Source organism: Leadbetterella byssophila DSM 17132 (genome assembly GCF_000166395.1).
GTDB lineage: Bacteria > Bacteroidota > Bacteroidia > Cytophagales > Spirosomataceae > Leadbetterella > Leadbetterella byssophila.
Genome location: NC_014655.1, coordinates 3,682,154 through 3,696,361 on the forward strand (window position 1 = coordinate 3,682,154; position 14,208 = coordinate 3,696,361).

The 14,208-nt window shown below is 41.2% G+C and carries 8 protein-coding genes and 1 pseudogene; 7 read left to right on the forward strand and 2 right to left on the reverse strand.

Annotated features, from left to right (window positions below):
• Positions 1 to 117 precede the first annotated feature (117 nt).
• From LBYS_RS16400 to LBYS_RS16430, 6 genes are all read left to right on the forward strand, one after another.
• On the forward strand, positions 118 to 1,104 hold the full coding sequence (locus LBYS_RS16400; RefSeq protein WP_041823824.1) for a hypothetical protein: 987 nt from the start codon (positions 118 to 120) through the stop codon (positions 1,102 to 1,104).
• A 791-nt stretch (positions 1,105 to 1,895) separates the two neighbouring features.
• The gene (locus LBYS_RS16410) at positions 1,896 to 6,392 is read left to right on the forward strand and encodes a T9SS type A sorting domain-containing protein (protein WP_013409970.1); all 4,497 of its coding nucleotides are present in this window, start codon (positions 1,896 to 1,898) and stop codon (positions 6,390 to 6,392) included.
• Positions 6,393 to 6,399: 7 nt separating this feature from the next.
• The gene (locus LBYS_RS19345; protein ID WP_013409971.1) at positions 6,400 to 8,235 is read left to right on the forward strand and encodes an RHS repeat-associated core domain-containing protein; all 1,836 of its coding nucleotides are present in this window, start codon (positions 6,400 to 6,402) and stop codon (positions 8,233 to 8,235) included.
• Positions 8,232 to 8,660 carry a hypothetical protein gene (locus LBYS_RS16420; protein WP_013409972.1) on the forward strand — a complete coding sequence of 143 codons (429 nt, stop codon included), beginning with the start codon at positions 8,232 to 8,234 and terminating at the stop codon, positions 8,658 to 8,660. Before LBYS_RS19345 ends, LBYS_RS16420 begins: the two co-directional genes overlap by 4 nt.
• Positions 8,661 to 8,874: 214 nt before the next feature.
• Complete coding sequence (locus tag LBYS_RS19350; protein ID WP_013409973.1) at positions 8,875 to 10,524, forward strand: JAB-like toxin 1 domain-containing protein; 1,650 nt, start codon at positions 8,875 to 8,877, stop codon at positions 10,522 to 10,524.
• Positions 10,493 to 11,008: a hypothetical protein gene (locus LBYS_RS16430; protein WP_013409974.1), complete on the forward strand. Its 516-nt coding sequence runs from the start codon at positions 10,493 to 10,495 to the stop codon at positions 11,006 to 11,008. Before LBYS_RS19350 ends, LBYS_RS16430 begins: the two co-directional genes overlap by 32 nt.
• Before the next feature lie 37 nt (positions 11,009 to 11,045).
• Here LBYS_RS16430 and LBYS_RS19190 read toward each other — a convergent pair.
• Positions 11,046 to 11,309, reverse strand: a pseudogene (locus LBYS_RS19190) (helix-turn-helix domain-containing protein); the annotation flags it as partial.
• Between the two features lie 39 nt (positions 11,310 to 11,348).
• Here LBYS_RS19190 and LBYS_RS19355 point away from each other — a divergent pair.
• Positions 11,349 to 12,437: a JAB-like toxin 1 domain-containing protein gene (locus LBYS_RS19355; protein ID WP_229310432.1), complete on the forward strand. Its 1,089-nt coding sequence runs from the start codon at positions 11,349 to 11,351 to the stop codon at positions 12,435 to 12,437.
• 235 nt (positions 12,438 to 12,672) lie between these two features.
• Here the strand turns inward: LBYS_RS19355 and LBYS_RS16450 are convergent.
• Positions 12,673 to 13,829 (reverse strand): IS3 family transposase gene (locus LBYS_RS16450; protein ID WP_374750167.1). Its coding sequence is split into 2 segments (ribosomal slippage): positions 12,673 to 13,577 and positions 13,577 to 13,829, totalling 1,158 coding nucleotides; the frame shifts between segments, so codons are not numbered across the junction.
• Positions 13,830 to 14,208 lie beyond the last annotated feature (379 nt).

A 14,208-nucleotide genomic window follows, 5' to 3' on the forward strand; every position in this document is an offset into this window, starting at 1 on the left:
TAAGAAAGACGAAAGGTCCAATGCGGGTTATTATCACATTGGGAGTGAGATACAGACGGCTATCGATCAATTTCAAGCCACTCAGGTTCCAAATAGCCTAATGGCTGAAAGTAACATATGGTAATATTGATTCGGAGCCTGATTCTTTTTAATTTTAGTTTTGGGAGCAATAGTGGTAGTTTCTTTTTTGGCGCTGATGGAAAGATACACATAGTTTCACAGAGTAAATTGGCGATTAAAGCTGAATATTCTCCAAATCCAATTCCCATTCACGCCGCATTACATACCGTTCTAGATAACTTCGTGGGATTTTCAATAACGACAGAAGACGGAACTATTTATAAATTTTATGCAGTGGAATATAGTAGGTCCACCAGTGAAAAGGGTGAACAGAGTGGATTTAATGACGATGGAGTTCGTGGAAAGTTAATTTCTGCATGGCACTTGACCGAAATCATCGGTACTGGTGGGCAAAAGATAAAACTTGAATATACAGATAGCCCAGCCTCAGCCAACAGGGCACAATTTACGCCTGTGGAAAGTTTTTTTGCATATGTTCCATCTCCAAGTTGGTTGCAGTCATCAATCACAAACTATGCAGATGTAAATATTAATATTTCCTATGAAGTTTATTTAAAAAAAATCACAGGAAATGGCTGGAAAATTGAATTGAAATATGAAGATTATTCAACATCTACTATAGTAGGAGGGTTTAGAAATTATCCTAAGAGATTGGTAAATATTACACAATATTCAACTTTAAATTCTGGACAAGTTTTTGTTAAAGCCTATAATTTCACTTTTGCCAATTTTGGAGAAGGTTTTTCTCTAAGTGCTATTAAAGAAATTGGCACAGGTAATGTTGAAATGGCACCTTATACATTTACTTATTTGGGTACTAGTTCGCGAATCATAAATACGAAAGGGATTGACAAATTTGGCTTTTACAATGGGAAAGTTACAAACAATTCTTTAGTACCAGCTTTTGGTGCTAATAGAGAGCCTGATTTTGAATTTGCAAAGATTGGGCAATTCAGTCTATTACATATCCTACGGGTGGGAAGGAAACATATGAATATGAACTTAATGACTATAGTTACGTAAATGGAGAATTTCAAACAGGAACTTTATATATCGATAGTTTAAAATTTTTACAAGTAATAGAAGGGACTATTGTAACTTCTCCAAATATCTATATAACAACGAACACACCGGTGGATATTTCAATTGTAGTACCACCTGGTAGTCCATCTGGTTGTGGCAGTACCTATAAGATTCTAAATCATACCTTAGTTCCAAAAGCAGGGAATGCTCCATATACAATACATGATTTATTTACAATTTTAACTAACCATGGTTATTGTTTTGGTAATCCAACTTCTAACCCAAATTGGTCAAATGTTACATTCATGTTGTATGTAACTGTTAAATATCCTTATATATCTAATGTTCTACCCGGTCCAGGAATAAGGATAAAGTCAATTGCTAGGATAGACGAGTCAGGAAATGAGCCCACTTTTACTACCACCTATACCTATACAAGTCCAAGTGATGCATTTTCGAGTGGTGAAATATTTGGTAAACCTTTTATGATATTTGGGCTGAAGGTCAATTTTCTTCGGCATATTTTGCATTTTCTGAGCCATTTAATTCCATGTCTCAATTTCCAATTAATTATTATAGAGTAAATGAATTTAAAAACGGTGTAAGGAAGGCATTGCATCATTTTACAAGTAATACTGAGGACGGTTATTCAAATGAGCTTGGGACCCCAACTAGGGCAGGAAATACAGCACTTATTGGTCCTGTAATAGATTATTCTGGAATGCGAGGACGGCCCATTGAAACTATAAATTATGCCAATAATTTGATGACGTCAGCTAACTCTACCCAATATGATCCTAAAGAAAATTACACTACTAATAAATATAGTACGACTGCACTTTTATATTAAGTGGGGGGTAACTAAACAAGGTGATTGGCAGCATATTGCTGATTATGCTAAGTATTATAAGCCAGTTAGTTACTGGTTTTACCCTAAAAAAGAAATTACTTACACTTACGACGCCAACGGCCAAAACCCCGTTACAACCACTACAGACCTCTACTACGATAATCCTGAGCACTATCAACTGACCCGGCAGGTTTACACAAATTCTGACGGCATCGTTCACGAGGAAAAGCTAAAATATCCTTTAGATTATAAGAACGTATCGGGGAAAGACCCTATGCTGGATTCTTTGATAAATAATCATAGGCACAATATCGTAATAGAACGCACAATCTCAGCCGCTGGCACAGTGCAGGATGCCACAGCATACACTTTTGCCCAGTTTACTGGAAATAGCCGTAAACCTCGCTTGTTCCTGCCTTCAAAAGAATACCGCTACCAAGCGTCGGGCACTTTTGTACCTTACAGCGGTACAAGTAGCGGTATAAATTCATCCAGCTACTTTGAAAACTATGCTGTAATAGCTTACGATACGCTAGGGCAGGCTATTAATGTGCGCGATGCGGCCGGGATTCATACTTCAGTTTTAAGAGCCTATAGGGCTAGGTACATAGTAGGACATCTTAAAAACGCGCTAAAAACGGATCTTGACCTAGCGCTTTCCAGTGCGGGGACCTCGTACAATAACTTCCTCAATGCAGCGGATAATACTACCATCCAAAATACTTTGACTTCAGTGCAGAACTCCTTAACTGCGGCGCAAATGAGTGGGTTCTTATACAAGCCCTTCGTGGGTATGAGTAGGGGTATTTTACCTAACGGAACCCGGACTGATTACGAGTACGATGTTTTCGGACGCTTGTCAGGCATTAAGGATCATAACGGAAACTGGGTAAGTGTTTACGAATACCAATTAAGGGGCAATAACAATTCCTTAGCTAACCATGTAGTCAGCAGAAATCTGAGAACGGCCACTACAAATGCTTCTAATGCTAGCAACCATTTAAACGCTACCTCACTATATGAATTTTACAATGCCTTTGGAGAGTTATCTCAGAAGGTGTTGTGGCGTCAAACTCCTTCTACAAATAATATCATCGCGGAAAACTTGGTGAGGGATAATGTGGGTAGAATAAGTAAAGCCCACTTACCGGTTTCTTACGCATCTACTTCTACCACGCCACTAGCAAGTGGTACGGTGGAGAGTACGGCAAATAGCTTTTATGGGGAACAGGCTTACTCAACGACAACTTACAGAGGAGTTTCTGATGAAGTTTCCCAAACGCGAGGCCCAGGTACAGCGTGGGCTACGAACAATAAAAATGTGAACTATTCTTACGGAACTGCTGGGACCAACGTGAGAAAATATACCATAAATACTAGTAATGACATTACTCTAGCAGGTACATATCCGGCATGGAGTTTGATTTCCAGTACAGTAACGGATGAACAGGGCAATGTTACTACTGTTTACAAGGACAAAAAAGGACAGACCGTGCAGACGCAATCGCAGATATCCTCTGGCGTATGGGCTGTTACCTACTATATATATGATGGATTAGGTCGCATCCGGGCTGTTTTACAACCTCTAGGATATGACTTAAATAGTTCTATAGGTCAAAGTAGTAGTTCATTCTCCAATTATGTGTTCTGCTATGAGTACGATGCCCGCGGGCGTGTTACCCGTAAGCATGTACCGGGAGCAGGATGGACTGAAACAGTATATGATAAGAACAATAGGGCAGTGATGCACCAGGATGCTTATCAGAAAACGCTGAACCGCTGGAATTTTACCCAGTACGATGTACATGGAAGAGTGGCGGTTAGTGGTGAGACCACAAAAAGCACTACCCGGGCCTCAGCCCAGAGTTTATTTGATGCACATACTACGGCCTTTGAGAGCCGGACTGGAGCTACATATAACGGTGCTAGTTTTCCGTCTACTTTGCAGCCGGTGTCCACGGAAAAGAAACTGCTAAATTATTATGATGATTATTCCTTTCTTGAGCCGCAGTTTGCATTTGCTGCTACAGGGGCTTTTCATACGCGAAATACGAACATCAAGGGATTACTGGCAGGGGTGAAGAAATTGAACTCCCGGGAGAATGCAAAAGTATATACGGATGCCTTTTATTATGATGTACTAAACCGAATGATTCAAAGTCAGCATACTCATTTTCTAAGTACTTCCAATACCGCAAACATCTTAGTAAAGAACCTGGAATATAATTTTGCCGGTGAGGTGACAAAACAAAACGTAACCTATCCCTTTGCTACAGGTACGTTGACGGTGAAAAATAGAAACGACTACGATCATGCTGGCCGGGTTACCACGAATGCACTGGGTATAAACTCAGAACCAGTTGACATCGTTCACCGCATCTATGATGGAATAGGCCGGTTAAGTGAGAAAAAGTTCATAGGTACAGGAACAGTACCGTTTGATTCTTGTGCAGTGCTTACAGATGGTATAGTCTTAGGAACTTGGACAGTCAACGGAGCCGCACTTGTAGCGCGTAACTTTCACAATTCATGGTGGGTAACGCAGCGAATCGGAAGCAATCCAGATAGATTCATTGTTCGAGCCTACGAAATGCTTTTGAGAGGGGATGTAACGCTTGCTAATCCGGCGTTTGCTAGCATGGCGTCCTGTTTCTCATGGCTTTCTAGTCCATATGGAGGATTAGAGCCGCCAGCTACCCCTTCTCAATTTGGTTACGTACCCGGCTACGATTATGTATTTGAAAATGGAGAGCACTTCTTCAAAGAAAGCTCACAAGCCGCTTGTTCTACGCCAGCTGCTATTACTTCAAATGTTCCGTCACCGACCATTAGCCAAAGTGTTACGCTAACTACCAGCTGTTCTACGGGTACGCCAAAGTGGAATACGAACGCTACTTCTAACAGTATTACTGTGACGGCAACGGCTACAGCGACCACCTACTCGGTAACTTGTCAGGGCTCGAATTGTACTACAAGTAGTTCGGTTTCCTACACAGTAACTGGTTCAAATGGCCCTTGCTCAACTCCAGCGGCTATTACTTCAAATGTCCCATCACCTACCATTAGTCAAAGTGTTACCCTTACCACCAGTTGTACTTCAGGTACACCTAAGTGGAACACTAACGCTACTTCCAACAGTATCACTGTTACGGCTACCGCTACAGCAACCACGTACTCGGTAACTTGCCAGGGATCAAATTGTACTACCAGCAGTTCGGTATCCTATACAGTGCAGGCTAGCGGCTGTAATGTGTTGACTGATGGGCTAGTGATGGGTACGTGGACGGTAACCGGCCACTCTTTAATAGCGCGGTACTTCCACAGTCAGTGGTGGCTGGTGCAACGCATCCAAAGCAGTCCAGAGCGCTTTATTGTTCGGGCTTCAGAAATGCTAACACGGGGTGATGTTAATTTGAACAATTCATCCTACTCAGGTTTAGGGGCTTGTTTTCAATGGCAAACCAGCAACTACGGTGGTCTTGAGCCTCCTGCTACTCCTTCTGTATTTGCCGTACCTTCTGGATATACCTATATGAGTGAAAATGGGGAATACTTCTTCCAAGCCAGTGGACCTGTTGCCTGCTCAACACCAGCTACGATAAGCGCCAGTGTAACTTCTCCTAGCATCAGTCAATCCCTTACTCTGACCACGAGCTGTAGCACGGGTACTCCTAAATGGAATACAAATGCCACCAGTAATAGTATAACGGTAACGGCCACACCAAGTCCTGTAGTTTATTCGGTAACTTGTCAAGGAGGGTCTTGTACTACCAGCCCTTCAGTATCCTACACGGTCATCGCTACGCCTTGCAATACGTTGACGGATGGACTGGTGATAGGTACGTGGACAGTTACAGGTCATCCGCTAATTGCACGGTATTTCCATAACAAATGGTGGCTGGTGCAGCGGATCCAAACCTCACCGGAACGGTTCATAGTACGCGCAGCGGAGATGATCAGCCGGCCAGATGTCACGCTGAATAATTCAGGATATACGGCATTAGCGGCTTGTATGGAATGGCCTACGAGTAATTATGGTGGACTCGAACCCCCAGCTACACCTTCCTTGTTCCCAGTTCCTGCCGGTTATACTTACTTGACCGAGAATGGAGAGTCATTTTTCCAAAAGAATGCAGGAGGCAGAATGGCGGCAGATTACACGTGGGAGGATGAAGTGTTTGCACAAGACATATTGCTCTTTCCTAATCCTGCCAATAATGCATTTGAAGTTAAAGTGAATGTCCTTTCTGCACTAAAAGGAGCACGTGTGCAGGTAGTTGACATGAAAGGCCGCGCTGTCCATACAGAAGAGTACGATTTAGGTCCTGGTATAAATACTATAAAAATCAACAGTTCCGGATTTGAGAACGGGACCTATCTGGTTAATGTGCAGAAGGGTGGATATGTGCGTAGTGCCAAAATAGTCATCTTAAAATAAAGTACCCATGAACCTGAGAATCATACTAATACTATTCGTTCTTTTGGCGCAGCAGGGGAACGCTCAAAAGTTGGGAGTGAATACCCCTACACCTGACCCTTTAAAAGGACTGTCTAACCGTACGTCCACGAGCTACATGCAGATCGTAAACTACAAATGGCACGTGCGGGGCGGGCTGGCAGGAATAAATTTAGATGGTTCTGGAAATGCGAATCCAAATTCGGGTGAAAATGATCTGTTTGCCTACAAACTTGAGTACGAAACGGCGGGGCAGTGGTCGGGTAACATCGGCAAGCAAACCTGGAGCCATAAGAAGCCCAGTCCACCAGCAGACACGCGTAGTTACACGTTTAGCTACGACGGACTCAGCAGGCTGACGGCGGCAAGCTATAGCGGCTTAACCGGGGAAAGCTTTGGTCTTCCCTTGGTGAGTTACGACAAGAACGGAAACATCACGGCCTTGCAGCGAAATGGCAAGATGGGAGGACCGCACGGTTTAATGGATAATTTGACATACACCTATTCAGGTAACCGTTTGAGTGCCGTAAACGATGCCATCTCCGGAGAGTACGAAGTTGATTTTGTGAAGCGTGGGGGCGGCACCTACGGGTATCATGTCAATGGGGCCTTAAACAGTGACGAAAATGAAAAGATCTCTAGTATTACTTACAACACTTTTTTAAATTTACCGGAGCAGGTGAATTTGAACGATGGCCGCTGGATCAAGTACACCTATGACGGAGCCGGCACGCTCTTGAAAACCGAATACAGTAACGGTGAGTATTGGGAATATGTAGAAGGGGTGGTGTTTAAGAACGGGCAGCCTTACCAAATGGCCATTCCGGAGGGACGGGCGGTATACGAGTCCAGCCAATGGAAATTGGAGTACGATATAAAGGATCATCTAGGAAACACTCGGGTCAGTTTCCGGGAGGGTGTAGGCGGAGCAGAATTGAAGGCCAAGACGGATTTTGACCCTTGGGGGGTGAGGTTAAACGGCACAGGAGTAGTTAATGGCTTTCAGAACCGCTGGGAGTTGCAGGGCCATGAAAAAGAAATGACCTTTAACCTGAACAGGGTTAACTTTGGGGCCAGGGTTTACAATCCAACCATTGGTCGTTTTGATAAACCGGACAGGTATTCAGAAAAGTATATGCCGTTATCAACTTATCAATACGCAGCAAATGATCCAATTAGATATGTTGACATTAATGGGGATAGTTTATGGATAACACATAAAGGTAATAACTATCTCTATAACGATGGGCAGCTATTTAATTCTGATGGCTCTCAATTTGAGGGAAAAATGAAAGGGTTTTTGAAACAAACGTTCAATGCATTAAATAAAATTAACAAGGTAAGTGAAGGGAAGGAAGTATTGGGTGACTTATCTACGTCAACAAATAATTTTTACATAAGTCACGCATCTAATAATCCAAAGTCTGCAGGAGCTAATCAATTTATAGATTTCAATAGAAATGCGTCTTATGCAAATGCTATGCGAGAAGAAAACCAAGGTAGACCTATACCTGGTGGTTCGGGAGGTACAGTTTATTGGAATCCTAATGAAGGAGGGGTTACAGAACTTGGAGGTTCAATTGGGGTTAGACCTATTTCTAACTTAGGACACGAACTTTTTCACGCATTTGATGCAAATCATGGTAATTCTGATAATAGAGCCTCACACATTCAGCTAAATAGGGGTGAAGTACGGGCGGCATATTTTGAAAACCAGCTAAGAAAAGCCTTTGCTTATCCATACAGAGAATCATACAACACTTCTCAATTTGGACCAGTTAGGATATTGGATTCTAAAAATCAACCCATAAATTTCTCAAAATGAGAACTATATTTTTTTGCCTTGCTGCCCTTTTATTCTTAGGCTCTTGTACAAAGATAATTCAACTGAAAAACTCAGAAGGTTCAGTTTGTACTTTTAAATTTCCTAAAGGAGTAAAGATTACCAAAATTACTTCTGATGATCCTACCCTGGACTGGCTTGTCGATTTCTCACAAAACAGGAAGATTTTTGTTTCCAACAATGATATTAGCGGTAGTCCTCTTAACAGTTATAAACTGCAAGAATATGGAGAGAATATAGTAGTGAAGATTGTTGCAAGTGATTCTTTAATCCTTACAGGAAAAAACAACTATGGAAACTGGAAAGAAATAAAAAAGAATGGCATTATTTACGGCTATATGAATATCTCAGATGACGAGATTGATAAATTTGAAAAGTTGATTATTCCTGAATGTAAAAGTAAGTAATGTGCCATAATGAAAGAGGCTGCCCCATCCGGGCGGCCTTTTATCACATAATACTTTGCAGTTTAGTTTGCTTAATAAAAGCATCAAGGAGAGCGAAGACGTGTTGTTTATCGTTCTCTTTTAGTTTTTGTATGTCGAGTACCCGGTTAATGATGCTTTTTCCAGTAGAATATCCGCAGAGCCAAAAAGATAAGCCCAAGATACTTCGAGGATTTTGGCCATTTTCGTAGCAATATTGCGAAATGGTATCAAACTAAATAGTGAGTACGAAACCGCGGGGCAGTGGTCGGGTAACATCGGCAAGCAAACCTGGAGCCATAAGAAGCCCAGTCCACCAGCAGACACGCGTAGTTACACGTTTAGCTACGACGGACTCAGCAGGCTGACGGCGGCAAGCTATAGCGGCTTAACCGGGGAAAGCTTTGGTCTTCCCTTGGTGAGTTACGACAAGAACGGAAACATCACGGCCTTGCAGCGAAACGGCAAGATGGGAGGGCCGCACGGTTTAATGGATAATTTGACATACACCTATTCAGGTAACCGTTTGAGTGCCGTAAACGATGCCATCTCCGGAGAGTACGAAGTGGATTTTGTGAAGCGAGGGGGCGGTACCTATGGCTATCATGCGAATGGGGCGCTAAACAGTGATGAAAATGAAAAGATCTCTAGTATTACTTACAACACTTTTTTAAATTTACCGGAGCAGGTGAATTTGAACGATGGCCGCTGGATCAAGTACACCTATGACGGAGCCGGCACGCTCTTGAAAACCGAATACAGTAACGGTGAGTATTGGGAATATGTAGAAGGGGTGGTGTTTAAGAACGGTCAGCCTTACCAAATGGCCATTCCGGAGGGACGGGCGGTATACGAGTCCAGCCAATGGAAATTGGAGTACGATATAAAGGATCATCTAGGAAACACTCGGGTCAGTTTCCGGGAGGGTGTAGGCGGAGCAGAATTGAAGGCCAAGACGGATTTTGATCCATGGGGGGTAAGGCTGAACGGTACGGGCACGGTGAATTCTTTCCAGAACCGCTGGGAGATGCAGGGGAAGGAAAAAGAGTCTACATTTAACCTGAATATGGTCAATTTCGGGGCAAGATACTACAATGCAACATTAGGTAGATTTTTATCAATAGACCCCAGGGCTACTGAGCGTGAATGGCTAACCCCGTATAATTACGTACAAAACAATCCGATAATGCGTATTGACCCGGATGGGGCGTTTGATGATTACGCAATGAGGGATGATGGCAGAGTGGTGCTGGTACAGAAAACAGAGGATAAGTTTGACCGTTTAACGGCATCAAATGGAAACGAAATAAAAATCAATAAAGCTACTGCCTCAAGCGGAAGTATAATTTCACAGCTATCAAAAGAGGATTCTGGCGGTTTTAGTATGGGTACTACCACCAATGCCACCGATGCCCGAAATCTGTACAATTTTATGGATGCAAATACTACGAGGGGAACAGAGTTTAGTTTAGCGGGTAGTATGGAAAATGGGAGAGTTAATTACTCTGTATCAACATCTCATGAAATAGGAAGCACTAGTTTTGATAAAATAGGTATTAAGCCTACAAATTTAATATTTCATATACATAATCATGATGGAGATTTGAATAATAGCACTGCTACGTATCCATCAAATGCGGATAAAACAAAAGTTGATGGGGTATTAAGAGAGGTTGTTAAAACCAGTAGATTTTTACCTCGTTTTTTCCTTTCTTTAGAAAATGGAGCTATGAGAGAAGTTTATCAAAAAGGCAAGAAAACAGAAACTACTAACTTAAATATTAGAACTGCTAATCTTAAAAATATAAAGAGATATGATTACTATAGCAAGAATCGCAAAAACTAGTATTTTGATATTCATTTTGTCTTTGCAGGCATGTTCTTTTGGTAAACAAGACGGTTATCTTAAAGACATTGCTATTCAAAATGTTTTAGATAAGGCGATAGACTCTCTTTTAGTAGAAGTTCCAATTCAAGACTACGTAAGGGTTTTATTTACTGAATCAGAGGGGAAAACCTATGTCTTTGTAACAGGTCTTTTAAGTCCGTATAATTTTAAGACTAAATATTATTTCGAAAAAGGAGGAAAGAAAATACTAATAGGGTATAGTAATCTAAGTTTAGAAGAAAGGTTTGCAAACCTAACCTACAAGAAACCAGAAAAGGTATTTGAACACCTGGATGAGGTTGCTGATATCTTCGATGGTAACTCGGTAACTTATGAAGTAGAAAATAATAATACCATAAAACGAATAAATCCTAGTGATGAGATATGGGAATTGCAGTTTCATAATGTAGAACCATTGCCAGAGCCTCCATTAGAGGAGTAAAGCCAGACAATAAAACTGCCCTCCGAGTGAGGGCATTTTAATTGGCTAAAGTTTGCAGTTGTCTTTTGGTAATATGAGCATCAATAAGTGTTTTGACCATATTTTTGTCTTCAGGATTTAGGAGCTGTACGCCTTTAAACTGCTTCAATAAATCTTTATCATTAAACTGAGCTGATAGGGCTTCGTTTTGGTCTCCATTCATTGGAAAATGCGCAGAAGTTTCCAGTACTGCAGCCAGTTTTTGCAATACTTTAGAAGAGGGGCTGGATTTACCAGTTTCATATCTTCCAATCTGCACATAAGTAAGACGGACCTTACTTTTCTAAATTTACCTGAACAGGTGAATTTGAATGATGGCCGCTGGATCAAGTATACGTATGACGGAGCCGGCACGCTATTGAAAACGGAATACAGTAACGGAGAATATGTAGAAGGAGTAGTGTTTAAGAACGGTCAGCCTTATCAAATGGCCATTCCCGAGGGCAGGGCAGTATACGAGTCCAGCCAATGGAAGCTGGAGTACGATATCAAGGACCACTTGGGAAACACCCGTGTCAGTTTCCGCGAGGGCGTTGGTGGTGCAGAATTGACGGCAAAGACAGATTTTGATCCATGGGGGGTAAGGCTGAACGGTACGGGCACGGTTAATTCTTTCCAGAACCGATGGGAAATGCAGGGCAAGGAAAAGGAAATGACCTTTAACTTGAATAGGGTTAACTTTGGGGCTAGGACGTATAATCCTACGATAGGTCGATTTGACAAATCTGACCCTAGGGCTACAGAACGTGAATGGATAACCCCATATAACTACGTTCAAAATAATTCTTTATTACGTATCGATCCAGATGGGGCTTTTGATGATTACGCTTTGACAGCGAATGGTTCGATCAATCTTGTTAAAAAAACCGATGATGATTTTGATACAATTACAAGTACAAAAAAACCTGATAAAAGTATAACAGTAGCAAAAGGTGTGTTAAACAAAGTAGTTGATGTAAATCAAACTAATTTTTCGTACAATGATGCCCATGAGATTTTTGTGACAGGCAATAACTCTGAAGCTCACAAGTTATTTGAATTTGCAGCCGAAAATTCTGATGTGGAGTTTCTGTTAACTACGGTTGAAAGTAAGGGAGGTACTGAAGTTTCTGTATTAAGAACAGACCATAGATCTAGAAGTGTTCGAACTGAGCACCTAAGCAAATTGGAAAATGCTGGTTTTACGATGAAAGATCTCAAGCATAGCCATCCGGGCGGTACCGGAACACCATCAGGTTTTGATGACTATGGAAATATTAATCATAGAGCTTCTAGTAAAGGGGATTTGCAAACTGCAATAGCTTTTCCAAAAGCGACTCATTCGGTTTACGATACTAAAACGAAAAAATATACCAAGTATGACCAAAATAAAGTATATCCTCCTAAGTAGTTTACTGTTAATAGAACTTAGCTGTAAAGAACAAACTCTTGAAATTGAGTTACAGCCTTTGACGGTTAAACTTTTAGAGCAATTTTCCTTGGAACAAAAATCGTATTTGGATACATTGGTCTTCTACAATGAGCCTGTGTTTTATTCTCTTGCTGTTGACAAAGTAAAAGATGAAACTAGAATACAAATGTATTTAATAGAGAATAATTTAGATGTATATGTAACCCTCCCCTTTTTAGGACATAGAATAATTAAACAAAGATATTGATTTATTGTTCTTCCAGCAGGGGGAGCTAGCTCCCCCTGCTGGAAATGAAGTGCTCAAATTTTTAAACTTTTCCGGGGTGAATCCTCCTAGCGATTCATGCGGTCTTTGGGTATTATAATCTTTCATAAATTCTTCTGCCAGGATTCTGACCTGATGGATATTTTCAAACACATAGGCGTCCAGTATAGATTCTCTAAAAGTTCGGTTAAAACGTTCAATATATCCATTCTGAAAGGGCTTTCCGGGCTGGATATAAAGGAGTCTGATGTCATTCTCTCTACACCAGTCAGCCAACACATTTGCAATATATTCAGGGCCGTTATCAACTCTGATTTGGGTAGGCTTACCTCTATATGCGATTAGATCCTCCAGACTTTGAACTACCATGTTCGACTGTATACTGAAATGAGCCTCTACGGCCAGAGCTTCCCGGTTATAATCATCGATGATATTCAAAATTCTGATCTTCCGGCCATTGCCAAGAACATCATGCATGAAGTCCATGCTCCAGGTATGATTGATACCTTCCGGCTGAATCAACGGTACTTTAACACGTGCAGGAAGCCTCTTGCGAGTCTTTTGACGAAGGTTTAGACCCAATAGAAGGTAAATCCTGCGGACACGCTTGTAATTCCATTTAAGGCCCTGATTCCGTATCCTTTGATACATCTTATCCTGACCCTCCTTCGGATGATTTTCGGCTAGACCTAGTAGCTTTCCTCTTACTTCTGTATCGTCTTTTACAGAAGAATAGTAATAAACGGAACGACTTAAATCCATGATCTTACAGGCCTTTTGAATGCTCATGCCATACTCGTTTACGATATAATTCACCACCACTCGCTTTTCAAAAGGCCCTAAAACTTTTTTGATAGTACGTCCTTGAGAACGGCGTGATCCAGGGCCAGATCAGCATACATCTTCTTTAATCTGGCATTCTCCTGTTGAAGAGATTTTAGTTCTGCCAGATCCGTCCCACTCATCCCTGAATACTTCTTCTTCCAGTTATGGAAAGTGGCTTTGTGAATATTTAATTCCCGGCAGATGTCTTCTACCTTACGACCGTTCTCGTACTCTCCGAGTACTTTCACAATCTGATGTTCTGAGTGCTTACTCTTTTTCATTGTTACAAGTTAATGTTAAACCTTTATTGTTGCGTTTTAACTTGTCCTATTTTTGGGGAGGGTTACATATATGTAGAAGATTTTAAAGCACATTCAAAGTTTAATAGTTACGATGTAGTTATTTATGGGGATTTAAATTCTTTATTTTATAAGATAGATAAATCCAATAAGAGTACCTACGTACATAAATATGGTAGTTACCAGGGTCTTTACGATCCACCGTATTGGAATTTGTATTTTGACAAAAACGGAAAACTGATGAAAACATCACCTAAAGATGTGTTTGATAGAATTGAAATGGATAAAGCGAAGTAACAAAAGTAGCCTCAATAGACTGCATTTTTGTCAAATATTACCTTGCAAATACGAGTACAAAAAA